This window comes from Paenibacillus sp. T2-29 (genome assembly GCF_052921365.1).
Window position 1 is genome coordinate 238,132 of sequence record NZ_JBREVE010000002.1, and the last position, 18,393, is coordinate 256,524.

The 18,393-nt window shown below is 47.0% G+C and carries 17 protein-coding genes; 5 read left to right on the top strand and 12 right to left on the bottom strand.

The window, feature by feature from the left end; translation table 11 throughout:
• Positions 1 to 31: 31 nt before the first annotated feature.
• From ACU1JV_RS06810 to cobD, 3 genes are read right to left on the bottom strand one after another with little or no spacing between them, the layout of a single operon-like run.
• A complete protein-coding gene (locus ACU1JV_RS06810; RefSeq protein WP_413985778.1) occupies positions 32 to 784 on the bottom strand; it encodes a histidine phosphatase family protein in 753 nt (250 codons plus the stop codon).
• Between the two features lie 14 nt (positions 785 to 798).
• A complete protein-coding gene (gene cbiB, locus ACU1JV_RS06815; protein WP_413985777.1) occupies positions 799 to 1,770 on the bottom strand; it encodes an adenosylcobinamide-phosphate synthase CbiB in 972 nt (323 codons plus the stop codon).
• The gene (gene cobD, locus ACU1JV_RS06820; RefSeq protein ID WP_165081345.1) at positions 1,760 to 2,860 is read right to left on the bottom strand and encodes a threonine-phosphate decarboxylase CobD; all 1,101 of its coding nucleotides are present in this window, start codon (positions 2,858 to 2,860) and stop codon (positions 1,760 to 1,762) included. Before cobD ends, cbiB begins: the two co-directional genes overlap by 11 nt.
• Positions 2,861 to 3,019: 159 nt before the next feature.
• Between cobD and ACU1JV_RS06825 the strand changes: the two genes are divergently transcribed.
• Both ACU1JV_RS06825 and ACU1JV_RS06830 read left to right on the top strand, forming a co-directional pair.
• Positions 3,020 to 4,021 carry a lipoate--protein ligase gene (locus ACU1JV_RS06825; RefSeq protein ID WP_413985776.1) on the top strand — a complete coding sequence of 334 codons (1,002 nt, stop codon included), beginning with the start codon at positions 3,020 to 3,022 and terminating at the stop codon, positions 4,019 to 4,021.
• A gap of 162 nt (positions 4,022 to 4,183) precedes the next feature.
• Positions 4,184 to 4,984 carry a Cof-type HAD-IIB family hydrolase gene (locus ACU1JV_RS06830; protein ID WP_064963974.1) on the top strand — a complete coding sequence of 267 codons (801 nt, stop codon included), beginning with the start codon at positions 4,184 to 4,186 and terminating at the stop codon, positions 4,982 to 4,984.
• A gap of 137 nt (positions 4,985 to 5,121) precedes the next feature.
• Here the strand turns inward: ACU1JV_RS06830 and ACU1JV_RS06835 are convergent, their stop codons facing one another.
• Positions 5,122 to 6,033, bottom strand: a complete 912-nt coding sequence (locus ACU1JV_RS06835; RefSeq protein ID WP_413985775.1) for a DMT family transporter — start codon at positions 6,031 to 6,033, stop codon at positions 5,122 to 5,124.
• Between the two features lie 132 nt (positions 6,034 to 6,165).
• On the opposite strand from ACU1JV_RS06835, the gene ACU1JV_RS06840 reads away from it, so the two are divergent.
• Complete coding sequence (locus ACU1JV_RS06840) at positions 6,166 to 7,674, top strand: aminotransferase-like domain-containing protein (protein ID WP_413985774.1); 1,509 nt, start codon at positions 6,166 to 6,168, stop codon at positions 7,672 to 7,674.
• 4 nt (positions 7,675 to 7,678) lie between these two features.
• Here the strand turns inward: ACU1JV_RS06840 and ACU1JV_RS06845 are convergent, their stop codons facing one another.
• Together ACU1JV_RS06845 and ACU1JV_RS06850 are read right to left on the bottom strand one after the other, a co-directional pair.
• Complete coding sequence (locus ACU1JV_RS06845; protein WP_013369980.1) at positions 7,679 to 8,449, bottom strand: MBL fold metallo-hydrolase; 771 nt, start codon at positions 8,447 to 8,449, stop codon at positions 7,679 to 7,681.
• A gap of 150 nt (positions 8,450 to 8,599) precedes the next feature.
• Complete coding sequence (locus ACU1JV_RS06850) at positions 8,600 to 9,661, bottom strand: sulfate/molybdate ABC transporter ATP-binding protein (protein WP_013369979.1); 1,062 nt, start codon at positions 9,659 to 9,661, stop codon at positions 8,600 to 8,602.
• Positions 9,662 to 9,880: 219 nt separating this feature from the next.
• Between ACU1JV_RS06850 and ACU1JV_RS06855 the strand changes: the two genes are divergently transcribed.
• Positions 9,881 to 10,282 (top strand): secondary thiamine-phosphate synthase enzyme YjbQ, encoded by a 402-nt coding sequence (locus ACU1JV_RS06855; RefSeq protein ID WP_013369978.1) that lies wholly within the window; start codon positions 9,881 to 9,883, stop codon positions 10,280 to 10,282.
• 173 nt (positions 10,283 to 10,455) lie between these two features.
• Here ACU1JV_RS06855 and ACU1JV_RS06860 read toward each other — a convergent pair whose 3' ends face one another.
• From ACU1JV_RS06860 to ACU1JV_RS06870, 3 genes are all read right to left on the bottom strand, one after another.
• On the bottom strand, positions 10,456 to 11,037 hold the full coding sequence (locus ACU1JV_RS06860; RefSeq protein ID WP_413985773.1) for a TetR/AcrR family transcriptional regulator: 582 nt from the start codon (positions 11,035 to 11,037) through the stop codon (positions 10,456 to 10,458).
• 5 nt (positions 11,038 to 11,042) lie between these two features.
• Positions 11,043 to 11,675 carry a YigZ family protein gene (locus ACU1JV_RS06865; RefSeq protein ID WP_446724534.1) on the bottom strand — a complete coding sequence of 211 codons (633 nt, stop codon included), beginning with the start codon at positions 11,673 to 11,675 and terminating at the stop codon, positions 11,043 to 11,045.
• 148 nt (positions 11,676 to 11,823) lie between these two features.
• Entirely contained in the window at positions 11,824 to 13,179 is a 1,356-nt protein-coding gene (locus ACU1JV_RS06870) for a glucose-6-phosphate isomerase (protein ID WP_013369975.1), read from the bottom strand.
• Positions 13,180 to 13,430: 251 nt separating this feature from the next.
• Between ACU1JV_RS06870 and ACU1JV_RS06875 the strand changes: the two genes are divergently transcribed.
• Positions 13,431 to 14,330, top strand: a complete 900-nt coding sequence (locus ACU1JV_RS06875) for an NAD(P)-dependent oxidoreductase (RefSeq protein ID WP_413985772.1) — start codon at positions 13,431 to 13,433, stop codon at positions 14,328 to 14,330.
• 108 nt (positions 14,331 to 14,438) lie between these two features.
• Here ACU1JV_RS06875 and ppnP read toward each other — a convergent pair whose 3' ends face one another.
• The 3 genes from ppnP to purU form a co-directional block, all read right to left on the bottom strand.
• Positions 14,439 to 14,753, bottom strand: a complete 315-nt coding sequence (gene ppnP, locus ACU1JV_RS06880) for a pyrimidine/purine nucleoside phosphorylase (protein WP_413985771.1) — start codon at positions 14,751 to 14,753, stop codon at positions 14,439 to 14,441.
• A 290-nt stretch (positions 14,754 to 15,043) separates the two neighbouring features.
• The gene (tkt, locus tag ACU1JV_RS06885) at positions 15,044 to 17,089 is read right to left on the bottom strand and encodes a transketolase (RefSeq protein ID WP_013369972.1); all 2,046 of its coding nucleotides are present in this window, start codon (positions 17,087 to 17,089) and stop codon (positions 15,044 to 15,046) included.
• 403 nt (positions 17,090 to 17,492) lie between these two features.
• A complete protein-coding gene (gene purU, locus ACU1JV_RS06890; RefSeq protein WP_413985769.1) occupies positions 17,493 to 18,392 on the bottom strand; it encodes a formyltetrahydrofolate deformylase in 900 nt (299 codons plus the stop codon).
• Position 18,393: the final 1 nt, after the last annotated feature.

Genomic DNA, 18,393 nt, shown 5'->3' on the forward strand with positions numbered 1-18,393 from the left:
CCAAACAGTCGCTTTATTCGCCTTGTTTAACCTAATGAGAAAGCAATCTTGCTATACAATTGTGCGGTCCTATCAACCTTAACTGAATCCTAAATGCTTCTCCCGGCTTCGGATTCAGACTCCAAAAATCATGGCCAGGCATAAGCATACAAGCCAACTGACGAATTACACCACCATGCGTGACAATCAAAACAGAGGGCGGCGCAGCATTCGACTCCATTGGCTGAACCTCCAAAGCAATGCGCCACGCAAACAGAGAGTCTAGGAATTCACGCAGACGATTCACAAAATGAATCCAAGGCTCTCCTCCAGGTGGGGTGAATTGTTGCGGCTCATCAATCCAAGCGCGATACAACGCCACATCCTTAAGCATGTCATACGTTTTTCCATCCCACTCACCAAAGTGAAGTTCTCGCAGACGTCGTTCCATGATAGGAGGCATAGCAGAGAGGGAACATTCAGACGTCAATGCTGACTCCGGCAAAATGATCTGCAAGGTCTGGCGACATCGCAACAAGTCGCTGCAATAGATTCGAGCAAAGGAATGTCCTTGCAATTTTTTCTGTAAAGTCTTTAACTCCTGCTCTGCTCCCGACAGCAAACCCAAGTCGGCATGTCCCAGATATCGACGTTCCTTATTCCATAAGGTCGTGCCATGACGAACTAGCACGAGCTCCATGTCCCACTGCAGATCTTCTTTAGCATCATTCGGCTTACTAACCTGTTGTGAGTTCGGACTTGGTGCACTTTCTCGCACTCTTTTTCCTTCTGTATCTTGTTTCAAAATCGTGTCACTCCTCACTGCATCCATCCCAAGGCAAAACACCCTGCAGCTCCCATCAAACACAATCCTACAAACATAGTGGATACGGCGAACATCAGCCGGATCGTATGCCGGATATCCTTCGACTCCAGCGGTCGTATCCCTTCGCCCATATATGCCCGAAAGGAGCGTATGCCGTGATACACATTATAGCCACCGAGACGAATCCCTAGGGCACCTGCCACCGCTGATTCGGGAAATCCGCTATTTGGGCTTGGATGCAGACGGGCATCCCGCTTGATTGTCCGCCAGCTTCTTGCAGCATCCAGCCGATACAACCACGACGCTATCACTAGCATAACTGCTGTCATGCGAGCCGGAATGTAGTTAGCTACATCATCCAGCCGTGCCGAGGCCCAGCCTAAATGCAGGTACTTTTCATTTTTGTAGCCAACCATTGAATCGAGGGTGTTTACGGCACGATATGCCAGTGCCAAGGGTGCTCCCCCGATCAGGGCATAAAAAAGCGGGGAAATAATGGCGTCCACGATATTTTCAGCGACCGTTTCGACGGTACCGCGCACAATTTCGGGCTCGTCAAGCTGCTGCGTATCCCTTCCGACAATCATGCCTAGCTCCCGACGTGCCGCAGTCAGGTCATTCGCCTGCAACGCTCGGTATACTGCCATCCCTGCGTCCTTTAGACCTTTGGAAGCAATCGTAGTTGCAATCAGAACAATTTCTACGACGACAGACAACCACGGGTGAATCCAGGCAAGCACACGCAACAGCCCCCAGGCAAGCACAAAGGAACCCCCAGCCACAATAAACGGAAGCAGTATGCCCGCACGTTTCAGTCCTCGGTCACTGCGGACCTTACGGCGAATCGCTTTTTCCAATGCTGAAATGGCATGTCCCATCCCGATGACTGGATGCGGCAACCATCTCGGATCACCGATTAGCCTGTCCAGCAGATAGGCTGCCATGATAACCAAACTAACTATCACGCCGCTCCTCCTCCAGCACTTCACTCAGTGCAGACAGCAGCATATTGTTGGCTTCGGCGTCCTTAACCGCAATTCGAAAATGGCTCGCTGACAGTCCAGGATACATGGCACAGCTACGTATAAGAATCCCGCGTTGTCCAAGCGCCTGCTGAATAGCCGATGCACTCCACGTTCCCGGCGCCCTTGCTAGCACGTAATTGGCTTCGCCGGGAACGACACCACAGCCCCATTCCGCCAAGGCAGTCAGTAAGCGACTGCGCTCCGTAGCAATCAGTTCCTGTGTGCGGCGCTCATAAGCTTGCCCACTTCTCAAACACGCCTCTCCAGCCAGCAACGCCAGTCCATTAACGCTCCAGGTCACCTGTTTGGCCGTCATTTGCCGGATATAGTCCGGATGAGCAATCGCATAGCCCAATCGTAAGCCAGGAATGGCATAAAATTTGGTCATCGATCGGAGCAAAATCACATGAGGATAGCGATCCAGCACAGGCAATAATGAGATTTGCCGTTCCAGTGGGATAAAATCAATAAAGGCTTCATCCACCACCAGCACAGTACCCGTTCTGCCAGCCGCCTCTGCTAGTTCATATAGCTCCTGCTCACCATATTGTACACCGTTTGGATTATTCGGCTGCCCAAGGAACAATACATCTACCTGCTCCATGAGCTGAAGGATGTCCTCCACGTCTGCCTTCCATTGAAGCGAAGCCTTCCCGTATACCCGATGGATCTCGGCTCCGAATTTGCCAGCCAGCTCGGCATATTCCGAAAAACACGGCTCCACTGTACCCACACGCTTGGGAGCCAGCCCTAATAGCAAGAGCGCCATGCTTTCAGCCGCGCCGTTACCGATGCTTAGCGACTCGGGTGGAACCTGCAGCCGCCGTGCCAGCATATTTTTAAAATGGCGGTGTCCAGGGTCTGGATAGCGAATCACCGTGTCCAATGAGCTTTGCAGTGCCTCAAGCACCTCCGGTGGCGGACCGAGCGGATTAATATTTGCACTAAAATCCACAAAATCCGCAGCAGCTCCACCAAATGTCGCGGCAGCCGTCTCCCTGTCCCCCCCATGACCGTAAACCTCTATCATTGCCTCTCATCCTTTCCGGCCGTTTCCAATCATTTAGATCCATTATGAGGCTGCTTTTTGCGTCCCGTCAATGCAAATGAGCTTTTGTACATGGCTCACTTGGGTTACAATAGAGGGAGGCACACATAAATTACACAGTTTATATACGGAGGAATGGACATGCTGTTCATCGACAACCAGGGCATACACGATCCAGCTATTAATCTTGCTATTGAGGAATACGCGCTCAAGCATCTACCGCTGGACGACAGCTATCTGCTGTTTTACATTAATCAGCCTTCTATTATTATAGGCAAGCATCAAAACACCGTTGAAGAAATCAACGCTGAGTTTGTGAGAGACAACAATATTCAAGTCGTTCGTCGCCTGTCCGGCGGCGGGGCTGTATATCATGATCTCGGTAATTTAAACTTCAGTTTCATTACCAAGGATAACGGGGAGTCCTTTCATAATTTCCTCAAATTTACGCAACCTGTGATTGACGCCCTCCGCCAAATGGGAGTAGAAGCCGAAATGACTGGACGCAACGATCTGCAAGTCGGAGAACGTAAAATTTCAGGAAACGCTCAATTTGCCACACGTGGACGTATGTTCAGCCATGGTACATTGATGTTCAATTTGAATCTGGACAATGTGGCTGCATCGCTGCACGCCAATCCCGAGAAATTCAAATCCAAAAGCACAAAATCTGTCCGTAGTCGCGTGGCTAACATCAGCGAACTGATGGACCGTGAAATGACCATAGAACAATTTCGCGAGGAACTGCTGCGGTCCATCTTTGGCTCAGAACTGGATCAGGTGCCTCAATATAAGCTCACCGATGAGGATTGGGCTAAAATCCATGAAATTTCCAAAGAACGCTATCAGTCGTGGGATTGGAACTACGGTCTATCCCCTGAGAGCAATATCAAGCACACACGTAAGTTCCCGGTCGGTATTATAGATATCCGCATGGATTTGAAGGAAGGCTACATCCGTGATATTAAAATCTACGGGGATTTCTTCGGTGTAGGTGACGTTGCTGATATTGAAAATATCTTGCGCGGCAAGCGTTATGATGAAGGTGAGATCCGTCAAGCCTTATCCACTCTCGATTTGAAGCATTACTTTGGTAATATTGAGCTGGACGACTTTGTTGGACTTGTATTTTTGGAAGACTAAGCGTTACTTTTTTCCATGGTTTCAAGCCAATACTTCAGTGGTTATAAGGGGACAGGCTCTTATGGGCGTCGTCCCTTTTTCAATGCGATATTGTCATTTTGAATATTATAAGATACAATTTTAATATTGCCCCATGATAGAGATAAAGGAGAGAATACCGATATGTATAAATTAATTGCCATTGATATTGATGATACTCTCATTAATGACCAGAAAGAAGTTACTCCAGCGACACAACAGGCATTGGAAGCTGCTGTAGCTAAAGGTGTGGTGGTTACTCTCGCTACTGGACGAGCTTATGCCTCCGCGCACAAAATTGCACGCCAGACGGGGTTGAATGTACCGATTATTACGTACCAAGGAGCTTTGGTTAAAAACCTGCTCGACGAAAACGTGCTGTATGAGCGTTATGTTCCACTCGTGGCTGCACGTCGTCTGTTTGAATTCTGCGTGGAACGCAATCTGCATTTACAAACGTATATAGATGACAAATTGTATACACGTGAAGATAATCAGAAAATTAAAGATTACACCGAGCTGAACAACACAGAATATTTTGTAGAGCCTGTGTTCAGTAAAGTTATAGAGCAACCGGCTCCTAAATTGCTAATTATCGACGAGCCAGAAGTATTGGACGAATTAATTCCCGAACTTCGCGAATTGCTTGGCAGTGAAGTGCATATTACAAAATCCAAACCTCATTTCCTGGAAATTATGCATCATGAAGGCACTAAAGGCCACGCCCTTGCCTTCCTTGCAAACCATTTTGGCTGTGATCTGTCGGAGACCATTGCGATCGGCGACTCGTGGAATGACCATGAAATGCTGGAATGTGCTGGTCTCGGCATAGCGATGGAGAATGCGATTCCTGATTTGAAAAAGCTGGCTGATTACATTACTCGCAGCAATAATGAAGACGGTGTTAAGCACGCTATCGACAAATTCGTACTCAATGTTGAATAAACAAAAAGTGACTATTTCCGTAATACTTAAATAAAGTATTTCAACAACAAAGCCTCCAAGCGTCGCATGTTCATTAACATACGGCAGTTTGGAGGCTCTTTTTGTCAGATCATATCATAACTGACCGCTTCAAAGTATCAGGCAGCAGAGCGTACTTTACGTCTGTTCACCAGACGGATAATTCCGTTGTTCATACACATCAACCCGGTCACAATGAGCAGCACCCCTGCCAGCATCCACCAGCTTACATGTTCGCCATACAAAAAAGCTCCCAGGCCAACAGCAATTGGTGGTGAAATGTAGAGCCATGTGGTCGGAAACAATGGATTCGTACGCGCCATAAGCCAGTAAAATAGTGTCTGCGCAATCATGGAACCAAACACGATCAAATAAAATAGAGAGCCTATGGCAGGCAGCAGATTCCATCCCCCAGAATTCCAAGGCTCTGTAAAAGCCGACAGTACTAGCAGCATCCAACCACCATGAAACATTTGTGCTGCATTCAAGGCAATCGGGTTCGTATCACGAAACTCGTCCATGACTCGCTTGGAATACAGAGCTCCTCCCGAATAGCACAGCTCACCCAGCAAAATGGCCATACAACCAGCCAGCCACAGACCGCTGATTTGAACGGCCAAACCGGGCAATACCACCAGTACGACCCCAAGAAAGCTGATCATGCAGCCCATGAGCGTAATTCTCGTCGTTTTTTGCCGCAGTATTGCAGACTGCATCAGCACAATCATCATCGGTCCGGTGGCCGACAAAATAGCACCGATTCCCGAACTGACATATTGCTCCGCCCAATACAGTGTTGAGAATGTGCCGAAGGTCGTTCCCGTCCCAATTAGCAGCATTTCCTTTCGCCATAATAACGACCACCGAACCTTTCCTGACAGCCTCATCGCAATAAACAAGATTGCCCCTGCTGCCAGAAAACGTGCGCCTGCCGATAAGAACGGCGGAAGTCCGGCTTCCACTCCCACTTTGATAGCCAAAAATGTGGTGCCAAAAATAAGACACATAACTGTAAAGGCGATACTAATCATGACACTTCCCTCTCCCTTCTGTTACTCACAAGCATACAAGGAGACAGACAGAACAGATGGGCAACCACAGAACAGTTGTACACGTTTTTGAAGTGCTGTATAGTACAATACACACAAAGGAGCGTGGACCGCATGGGTAAGGATAACAGCGAATTATTGTTTTCAACGGAACAGATCTCGACAGATCCGGGCTTAAAGCTGTATGAGCAGGTCGTCCATTACATAAATGTGCGGATGGAGCGCGGGGACTGGCCAGCAGACGCTAAATTGCCGTCTGTGCGAAGTCTGGCTCAGGAATTGGGTGTGCACCGGTTAACCGTATTCCGGGCATATCAGGAGTTAAAGCAACAAGGGCGTATCTATGTAAAGGATAAATCGGGATATTACGCTCATGCTTCCCATGCAGCAGAATTGGGGCCATTTACTACCTATTCGGAGCGTTCATCCACAAAACGGCTCTTCCATTCAGAATCCACTTACATGGCAGACGATCCGTCTGTTTCTGTCTGGAGGGGGATGGATGGACTCACCCAGGTTCATGCCATGAACGCGGACTTCCAATTTTCCAAGGCCCTAATTGATCCCTCTCTCCTACCCAACCGATACTGGAGAGAATTAATGATGCAGGTGTTTGAAAAGCATCCGAAAATCGCGGCTACCTATTCTGCTGTACAAGGAGATGCTGAGCTTCGTGATGCCATGGCGCAGCATTTTAGCACAGATAAGCATTTCGCAGTATCAACGGACGAAGTACTGATTACCTCCGGCGCACAGCAAGCCATTGACTTGGTTTCCCGTTCTCTGATTCGTACTGGAGATCGTGTATTAATCGAACGTCCAGCCTATGGCCCGGCCATGGAAATATTCCGCAGACAAGGCGCCCGCCTGACTGTAACTGATATACAGCCGGAAGGTTATGATATGGATCAGATTGAATGGTGCCTGAAAACGGAAAAACCGCGTCTCTTCTATATAAATCCGACATTTCACAATCCGACCGGCTTTACCATCCCCGATGAGCAGCGCAAACGTCTGCCCGAACTGGCCGAGCGCTACGGCTGTCTTATTGTCGAGGATGACAGCACCTATGATATTAGCTTTGGGCAAAAACCGCCTTCTCCGATTTTCTCCTATGATATCTCGGGAAGTGTCGTCTATATTCGCAGCTATAGCAAGTATGTCGCACCCGGCCTGCGAATCGCAGCCGTGACTTGTCGGCCTCAGCTCATGGACAGTCTGCTGAGCGTCAAAGCGCTAGTGGACAATGGATCACCACTGCTGAATCAAAAGCTGTTTTTACAATATTTTCAATCCCCACGTATGCAGCAGCATATTAAAAAGCTATGTATCGCACTCCAGATTCGTAAGGAAACGATGGAAGCCAGTCTCCGCGATTCCGGCTGGACATGGACCAGCCCGGCGGGAGGACTCAACCTGTGGCTCCAGCTACCTTCTACGATAAAACCTAATGAGCTGCTTGCCAAAAGTATACAAGAGTCCGTTTCCTTTGTCCCAGGCAATGTATTTGATCCCATCGGTGCAGAGGGTAAAACGCATATACGGCTGTCCTATTCATACGCCAATGAACTGCAAATCAAAGAAGGGCTCTCCACACTTCTACGCATCAGCCGAATGATGTAAATCGTTATTCTAACGGCAAACTCATGCCTGTGTGTGCCAAACTGATCCCTTCCAGCAACCCGTAGTTGTATGTGATATCCACATCATGGGACATATGTGTAAACACCGTGCTTCCGGGCTTCAGTCTTCCTACAAGCTCTTGAGCCTCCAGCATGTCATATACCGAACGGGTGGCATACTCCGCTTTCTCATGGTAAAAACTCGTCCCCAGCACGAGTAAATTCAGATTATGTAAAGGCAAAATTTCCGCCTCATTCAGTCCAATTGAATCTGAACAGTAGGCCCATGAGAAGCCGTCTTTTTCCAACCGATAAGCGTAAGCATATCCGTTCTTTCCGTGATTCACGCGCCATCCCCGGATGTTCCATCCGCCAAGTTGGACTCCCTGATCTACTGGAATAAGATCCAGGTTTCCAGGGAGCCAGGAAAATTGACGCAGGATCGTGTCAATCACTTCCTGTGGAGCGTACAAACGCCCTCTGTTCCCCGTCCAGCGACAGGCATCCGCCCATTCTGGCAATCCTCCAATATGATCAAAATGTGCATGTGTCACGAGGATCGTAGGGATAAAACGCAGGCTGCGCAATTCTAACTGTCTACGCCAGTCGGGGCCACAATCAATCATAAAATCCTCTGTCTCGCTTTTGATCAGCACAGACGATCTCAACCTTACATTCGTTCCTGTCGTGCGTGCCTCTGTGCACACGAGACAATCACAATACACACGCGGAACCCCCATTGCATCCCCCGTGCCAAGAAAAATAAGACGATTCATGATTTAACTCCTATCTATCTGGGTGTTTTTACTACTATTATAACGAACATATCAAGTCTGCGTAAATCACCCCAGCGACCAACGACAAAAGGGCATGTCCAAAGCCGTAAAACAGGCCAGACACCCCCCTTATATGTGAACGTTTTATTTTCAAATGATGATAGGCATCGGGTCTTCCTTCAGGCGATTTTCCACCATCCAGCTGGACTCTTCATTATATAGATAGGCCCGATGCACCAACACTCGCACCTGCTGACCAGGTTCCAGCGTAGACTTCTCCAATGAACGGTATGTCATGAGACGCTGGTCCCCGACCTGTACTTCAACCATCCATTCACTCCCGCGAAAATGTAAATGCTTCACAATGCCTTCCTCGGTCGCCGACAGCAACGCAAATTCCTCACTAGGTCCGACATCAATGTACTCCGGACGAATCAAGGCACGTGTTCCCACTCCGGCAGCTTCCTCGAAGCCTCTGAGACTACCCGCCTGTTCAATCACCGTGGATTCCCCAATAAAAGAAGCCACGAACGGGGTCCCCGGTTTTTTATAGATATCCCAAGGCGTTCCCTTCTGCTCCAGTCGACCTTGATTAATCACCATAATTTCATCGGCTACTTCAATCGCCTCATCCTGATCATGGGTGACGAAAATGGAGGTAATACCCACCCTCTCAATCAACTCTCGCAACCAGGTACGCAGCTCTTGACGAATCTTGGCGTCAATAGCCGCAAATGGTTCATCCAGCAGCAGTAGTTGAGGCTCCGGTGCCAAAGCACGCGCGAAAGCAACCCTTTGTCGCTGTCCACCTGACAATTGATGCGGATAACGATGCTCAAAGCCTTTGAGCCCCGTGAGTTCAACCAGCTCAGTGACCCTTTCCTTGATGCGGGCTTTGGAGCTTTTTTTCACTTTCAAACCAAAGGCAATATTGTCGTACACGCTCATATGCTTGAACAAAGCATAGTTTTGAAATACAAATCCGATTCCACGCTCCTGTGGTGCCAGCTCGTTTACCCTTTTTCCATGAAAGTGGATCTCTCCTGCATCCGGTTGCTCCAGCCCTGCCAAAATACGTAGAATGGAGGTTTTCCCCCCGCCGCTTGGACCGAGCAAACCAATAAGATGGCCCGTCTGAATATCAAAAGATACGTCCTTTACCGCATGAAAATTACCGAAATGCTTGTTTAACCCTCTTACTTCCACATGCATATCCGTACACTTCCTTTCCGCTTATGGACCAGTTCAGGAACAGCAGCAGCCTTGCTTACCGCAAAGCACGCATCTCATTCGAAAGCATTCAATTATTCCAATAAACTTACTTTGTTTTTCTTATGTGATACTTTATCAAAGGAAAGCAATTTTCGTCAACTCTATATATTATCTTGAGAATGAAAAGGGTAAAGTAATACATAGAAGGGAGATGGATTTATGTTGCATACTTTTGAATTATCTACTACACGGCGAGATGAAATGCGTGATATTACACGCGAAGTTGCAGCACTCATTGAAAAAAGCGGGGTGCAGCAAGGAACAGCTCTGATTTATTGTCCACACACGACTGCTGGCATCGCCATTAATGAAAATGCCGACCCAGACGTCAAACATGATGTCATTTTAAGGCTGGATGAGGTTTATCCCTGGGAACATCCCCAATATCGCCATATGGAGGGAAATACGGCGTCCCACCTTAAATCCATTACAACAGGCCCCTCACAAACGGTTATCATTCATGATGGAAAGCTGTTGCTTGGACGATGGCAGGGACTTTATTTTTGTGAATTCGACGGCCCACGCAGACGTCAATACCATGTAAAAATTATGAAGGGCTGACGGAGGCATGCAAAAAAACAGACGATGATGTTCCCCCGCTGGATACACCATCGTCTGTTAAATTCTTAGTCGCTTTCGCAAAGTACCGTAATGATAAGTCACCGTCATGAAGTGCAAACACCCAAAAAAGCGCCCTACATGTTCATGGCTGAAGCGTGTGAATGCAGGTACGCTCATAGTTGTCTGCACAGCAGCTTTACATGTGCAAAAGCAGCGGGCCTGATCTCTTCAAATGTTAAACCGTCCTGAATATAAAATGACACGAAGCCATGCATGGATAAAAACAGACTTTTCGGTACTCTTGAGCATTCTTCCTCCGAATGTCCCTGACCACTTAATTCCTGGCGAATCATAGACGCAAATAACTCCACACAACGGTTTTGCTCTGTACGACAGTATGCAAATAGTTCTTCATCATGCATCATGAACATAATTTCGTACTGATATGGGTTTTCCAACCCAAAACGGATATATTCCAACATCAGGTACTCCAATCTGCTCAAGCCATCATCAGGCGTGCCTGTTGCTGCTTGCAGTAGAATCCCACGCAATGTATTGAAATCTTCAATCACAATGGCATAGAACAGTTCAGCCTTCTCTTTAAAATGATAGTATAACGAACCATGACTGTAACCCAGATGCTGGCCAATGCTGCGCATTGAAATCGCACGGTAGCCCTTGGTGATAAACAAGTGCCTGGCCGCTTCCAGAATCCGCCCTCTTGACAACTCCTGTTCTACTGCTCTTCTAGCCATATTATTTATTCCCCTTCAATAAAGTAAAGCTGCTCTCCCTCCGACACAAGCGATTGTCCTTGTGTCAAGTCGGTTATCCAGTTGCAGAAGGATTCCGCATCACCAGCCAGCGGCAGACAGGTTAAGGTAATTTTATCCGTAAACATCGTTTCTCCAGTACGGATACTGCGATTACGTAATTCATTTTCCACTTTGCCCAACCAGGTATAATCCAATTCTACAAAAACTTCACGATGCAACACACGCGTAATCGCATCCCCTGCTTCAATAGCTGCAACAGCACCATCTGAGTATGCACGAATCAGTCCGCCTGCTCCCAGCAAAATTCCACCAAAGTATCGAGTAACCACAATAGCGACATTTTTCAGCTTCTGATTGCGGATTACCTCCAAAATAGGCTTACCAGCCGTCCCACTCGGTTCTCCGTCATCGGATTGCTTTTGGATTTCATCTCTTTCCCCAATCATATAAGCCGAACAATTATGGGTAGCGTTCCAATGCTCTTTTTTGATGCGTTCTATAAAAGCGACTGCTTCTTCCTCATTTTGAACAGGCTGAATATGGCCGATAAAACGGGATTTTCGGATTACAATTTCCTTGTTGCCAGCACCGCGTACGGTTCGGTATTGTTCCAACATACACGTATAACCTTCCTTACTTCATTTTACAAGAAAGCAGTTCCCCGCTTCTGGCAGCTGGTGAACTGCTTTCCTGTACTTAATTGATGCTATACACTATAACGCTTCTGACCGAAAACCCTGTTTCGAATCAGAGATTATAGCTCCCTTATTCAGACAATCTTGCTTCAAGCTCAGCTTTTTCTTTTTCGAAGCCCGGTTTGCCAAGCAGCGCAAACATGTTCTTTTTGTAAGCTTCGACGCCGGGTTGATCGAACGGATTTACGCCCAACAGGTAGCCGCTGATGCCGCAAGCCTTTTCGAAGAAATAAGCAAGGTAGCCAAAAGAGTAAGGGCTCAAGTCAGGAATATTTACAATCAGGTTCGGTACTTGTCCGTCTGTGTGAGCCAGCAATGTACCTTGGAATGCTTTTTTGTTTACAAAATCCACCGTTTTGCCTGCCAGAAAATTCAGTCCATCCAGATCATCCTCATCTGCTTCGATGGTGATGTGACTAGGTACATTTTCTACTTGGATTACCGTTTCGAAAATGTTACGGCTACCTTCCTGAATGAATTGTCCCATAGAGTGCAGGTCTGTCGAGAAGTCAACAGAAGCAGGATAAATGCCTTTATAATCCTTACCTTCGCTTTCTCCGTACAGCTGTTTCCACCACTCAGATACGAAATGCAAAGACGGCTCATAGTTTACGAGAATTTCAATTGCTTTACCTTTACGGTACAAAGCGTTACGAACGGCTGCATATTGGTATGCCTCGTTCTCAGCTACATTCGGATTGCTGTATTCTTTGGAAGCGTCCGCCGCACCTTGCATCATTTCTTCGATGTTGATGCCTGCTGTAGCAATCGGCAACAAGCCTACTGCTGTCAGCACGGAGTAACGGCCACCCACATCATCAGGAATAATGAAGGATTCATAACCTTCCTCGTTAGCGAGCTTTTTCAAAGCGCCACGTTCTTTGTCCGTTGTCGCGTAAATACGTTTGCGCGCTTCTTCTTTACCGTATTTTTTCTCCAGAGCCGCACGGAATACGCGGAAAGCGATAGCTGGCTCTGTTGTCGTACCTGATTTGGAGATGACATTCACAGAGAAGTCTTTTCCTTCAATCAGTTCCAACAGATGATTCACATATGTAGAGCTGATGTTGTTGCCTGCAAAATAGATAGCTGGACCCTTGCGTTGATCTTTAGGCAGCGCATTGTAGAAAGAATGCGACAGCATTTCGATCGCAGCACGTGCTCCAAGGTAAGAACCACCAATACCGATTACAATCAATACCTCGGAATCGCTTTGAATTTTAGCAGCAGCCTTTTGGATGCGTGCAAATTCTTCTTTATCATAATTGGTAGGCAGGTCAATCCAACCCAAGAAATCGGAACCTACACCTGTTTGGTTGTGCAGTTGCTCATGAGCCAACTTGATGGGCTCTGCAAAATAATCAATTTCGTGCTGACCCACAAAGGAGAGCGCTTTTGTGTAATCAAAAATAACTTTTTTAGACATGTTTGGAACCTCCTGTTTGGTATTACTAAGACCATGAATACGAACATAAGGACTTAGGAATAGGATACTTTAATTTGCTGAGCCTGACAAGCTTGTGTTACCTGTATGTCCTGTGCCTTGACAGACCCTGCTGTAGATAGGGTAGCATGCCCATGCTACAATGAACTGAGATCAATCTGTTTCAATATTCAATTCAAGCCGAACTCGCATCTGCATCGGACGGCAACTTCCAACAAGAAAGGTGATTAGCAATGAAAAACATCGGATTTATCGGACTGGGCACCATGGGCGCCCCGATGGCATCCAATCTGCTAAAGCAGGGATTCGGAGTCACAGTTTATAATCGTACCGCTTCGCGCTGCGAACCCTTGATAGAGCAAGGCGCACGTACAGCTTCAACCCCTCGCGAAGCGGCCGAAGGGCAGCACCTGGTCATTACCATGGTCAGCGATGATCAATCAATACGTGACGTCTATTACGGTCAGGACGGTGTGTTTGCTGGTCTTACGGCTGGCATGACCGTGATGGACAACAGCACGATTTCACCTGAGCTAGTTAAACAACTGGCCGCTGAGGCGGACAAGCTGGGCTGTTCCTTCATTGATGCACCTGTAACAGGCAGCAAGCCTGCCGCTGTTGATGGAACACTCGTGTTCATGGTCGGCGGTCACGCAGAAGCGATTGCGGCACAATCAGATGTTTTTGATACCTTGGGCAAAAAAGTGCTTCATATGGGACCAAACGGCAGCGGGGCCGTAGCCAAGCTTGCTCACAATACGATGGTCGGTATAAATAACCTCGCTCTGGCTGAAGGCTTTGCTATTGCGGCTAAATCCGGCATTCCAGCAGACAGCTTCCTAGAATTGGTACAGCTCGGATCGGCAGGTAGCAAGGCCGCTGACCTGAAAGGGCGCAAAATCATCGAGCATGATTTTAGCAACCAGTTCTCACTTGCTCTGATGCTCAAGGATTTGAAGCTCGCTGCCTCACTAACAGACAGCATGTCCATCCCTACGCCTATGTTGTCCATTGCCAAAAGCTTGTTTCAAGCCGGACAAACACAAGGCTACGGCGATGAGGATCTATCTGCCGTCGTAAAGACATACGAAGCATGGATTGGCCGCACCATTGGTGGTCAGCCTCTTGAGTAAGCTGGACTTTTCTTTGTAACCATGCTGCTGTGCATTTGTACTTATGACACAGCTTTAGGGTAAGAACACTTGGCTTGTAGCTTGAGTGCTCTTACCCTTTTCAGTTAATTATTCCGGATAAGAACAGCAATAATCCGTTACACTTCGTACTTCCAGCTTGAAGGAAGACTTTGCAGGCACATGAAAGGTTGATGTACCTTGTATTTCCAGCCATTCCTCGGTAGCTGGAAGCAACACTCTCAGGTCCCCTGCCAAAATCTCCATGATCTCACGGGAATCCGTCCCGAACTCGTACGTTCCCGGCAACATAATCCCCAGTGTTACCTTACTGCCGTCACCCAAGATAACTGTACGACTTGTAACCTGACCATCATAATAAACATTTGCTTTTTTAATTACGCTTACTCCATCGAACTGTGTCATTCGTTATCCCCTCATCTGCTCTCAATGGTGAATGAATATGGTGCATCATAACATAATTTGGATTCCAGTTTCAGTATGAAAATACACACTGTATCTGCGTACTCTATAGACTGATAATCCAAAAGTCATTTTTTCGAAAATACAAATGTATGAAACAAACAGCCGTAAGCCTTACTCAGGTTACGACTGTTTGTAATACATGGATTGCCACGATCAGGTAGGTCGTTTGCCAGCAATACACGATCATTGCTTTATGGACAACTCTTCCTAATTGCTGATGCTCCAGTGTTTTATTTCAACAAAGCTTTTACACGGCTTACAACGTTCTCTACTGTAAAGCCGTATTCCTTAATTACACGGTCGCCAGGTGCGGATGCGCCAAATGTGCTGATACCAAGAATGTCGCCTTGGTCGCCAACATATTTTTCCCATCCCAGTGGATACGCCATTTCTACAGCCAAGCGAGCTTTAACTTCAGGCAGCAGAACGGAATCTTTGTAAGCTTTGTCTTGTTTTTCGAACAGATCCCAGCTTGGGAAGCTGATAACGCGTACTTGAATACCTTGTTCTGCCAGTGCTTCCTGTGCTTTAACAGCCAATTGTACTTCGGAGCCTGTAGCCAGAATTTGAGCAACCGGTTTGCCGTCTGCTGCATCTGCAACCACATAAGCACCGCGTTTGATACCTTCGCGTGCATGCTCAGCAGTAGCAGCCAGGATTGGCAGGTTTTGACGAGTCAATACCAGTGCAACCGGGTTTTTCTTGTTTTCCAGCGTGTAAGCCCAAGCAGCAGAAGTTTCATTACCGTCAGCCGGACGAATGACCGTCAGGTTCGGAATAATACGCAGAGAAGCCAATTGTTCAATCGGCTCATGAGTTGGACCATCTTCACCAACAGCAATACTGTCGTGAGTCAGAACGTAGGTTACAGGCAATCCCATCAGAGCTGCCAGACGAACGGCCGGACGCAGATAATCTGTAAATACGAAGAATGTACCGCCAAATACTTTTACACCTTGGTGCAACGCCATACCGTTCATCGCAGCAGCCATACCGAACTCGCGAATACCGAAGTAAATATTACGGCCAGCGTAGTCTTCTGGCGTAAAGTTCGTCAGGTTGTTCAAGTGTGTCATTGTGGAGCTTTCCAGGTCAGCCGATCCGCCTGTCAGGAAAGGAACGTTTGGAGCCAATCCGTTCAATGCATTACCAGAAGCTACACGAGTTGAAACCGCTTTGTCTTCTGTGGAGTATTTCGGAAGATCACGATCCCAACCTTCTGGAAGATCGCCGTTTACAGCTGTTTCGAACTGAGCTGCCAAATCAGGGTGAGCCGCTTTGTATTTCGCAAATTGTTCATCCCATGCTTTATTAGCAGCGATACCGCGCTCTTTTACTTTAGCAAAGTGCTCGCGAACCTCTTGTGGTACATGGAAATCCTCTTCGTATACCCATTTGTAGAATTCTTTAGTCAGTTTAGCTTCTTCTGCTCCCAGCGGGGAACCATGAGTACCGCCGTGTCCGCCTTTACCTTGTTTGTTCGGGCTTCCGTAACCGATGACTGTTTTTACTTCAATCAACGTAGGACGAGTCGAGTCAGCTTGTGCTTCTTCAATTGCTTTTTGGATCGCTGGAAGATCATTACCATCTTCTACGCGCAGCACTTGCCAGTTGTAAGCTTCAAAGCGTTTGGCAACACTCTCGGAAGAGGACAGATTAAGCTTGCCATCCAGTGTAATATCATTGGAATCAAACAATACGATCAGCTTACCCAGTTGAAGGCGACCAGCCAGCGAAGCAGCTTCGTGGGAAATACCTTCCATTAGATCGCCATCGCCACAAATAGCATATGTGAAGTGATCCACAACTTTAAATTCGTCTTTATTATATGTTGCACCCAGTTGTGCTTCTGCCATAGCCATACCTACGGACATTGCTAAACCTTGTCCCAGAGGTCCAGTTGTAGCATCTACACCAGCAGTGTGTCCAAACTCAGGGTGACCCGGTGTAAGGCTACCCCATTGACGGAATTGCTTCAGCTCTTCCATAGGCAGATCATATCCGCTCAGGTGCAGAAGGCTGTATAGCAACATAGAACCGTGTCCTGCAGACAGTACAAAACGGTCACGGTTCACCCATGTTGGGCGATCTGGGTTATGGTTCATTGTTTTAGCAAAAAGTTGGTAGCCCATTGGCGCGGAGCCCATCGGCATACCAGGGTGTCCTGAATTTGCTTTCTCGATGGCATCAATTGCCAACGTACGAATTGTTGTGATGGACAAATTGTCGATAGTGGAGTTTTCATCCTTTTGAATCGCTTGATTCTGGTCAGTCATGGTTTGCCTCCTCATATTGTATGAAGTATGTCAATTGCATTCGGTCATACTCTTCAAAATCACCGTCTCATATAGAAACAGAGACTATTGAAGTGAGTGAATCTGCTTGAATGTTTCAATATGACTTATACACTCATAAGTATTGTACCATTTGCCGTGGAAGTTTGCCAGATCGTTTGTAAAGATGATTGTCGAAATGGTCGAAATATAGTACAGCCCTCATATCAATATACCCGTTATGTATTAACATCATTTAAAAAATAATGAAATCGCAAAAAAATTTATATAGGGCCCAGATATAATACAATTACCCCACACAAAAAAACAAAGCCCATTATGCACTGGGCTTTGTTTAATCCGAAAGGTATACTCGCAAGTTTTCATCAATTTGAAATTTTTAAGTTCAATTAAAAACGACCGTTTTGTTCTCATGAACCAGTATACGATCCTCAGTATGCCACTTCACGGCTCTTGCCAACACGACCCGTTCAATAGTACGACCGATCCGTTTTAGCTCATTTACATCATCTCCGTGGCTTACCCGCTGTACGTCCTGCTCAATGATCGGACCACCGTCCAATTCCTCGGTTACATAATGCGCAGTAGCACCAATAATTTTCACACCACGATTATAAGCTTGGGCATACGGCTTACCACCCACGAATGCAGGTAGAAAGGAATGATGGATATTGATAATCCGGTTGCGATAATGCTCAATAAACTTAGGCGAAATAATCTGCATATACCTAGCCAAAATGATCACATCAATCTCTTCGCCAATGACCTCTAGCTGACGGCGCTCTGCCTCTGGCTTCGTATCGGCTGTCACCGGGATATGGTGATATGGAATGCCAAAGGATTCCACATACTCCTTCATATCCGGATGATTACTAACCACCAATGCAATATCCGCCTCCAGATCGCCTGCCTGCCATTGCCACAGCAGTTCTACCAGACAGTGATCTTCTTTAGAAACGAAAATAGCCAGTTTTTTCTTGCGGCTGACCGCAGAAATCGTCCACTCCATACGGAATTGCTCGGCAACAGCGACAAAGTCCTGCTCCAGTTGCGACTGAGCTGCACTCAAATTCGGCAAATCAAATTCAATCCGCATAAAAAACATACCGCCGGACGGGTCCATTGTATATTGGTCAGATTGAACGATATTGGCCCCATGCTCGTACAAAAAGCGGGACACAGTCGCTACAATACCTGGACCATCTGGACAAGATACAAGCATGCGCGCACGGTTTTCATGTGTAGATACAGTGCTGTTTGACTGATGTTTTACGTGAAGTTCCATG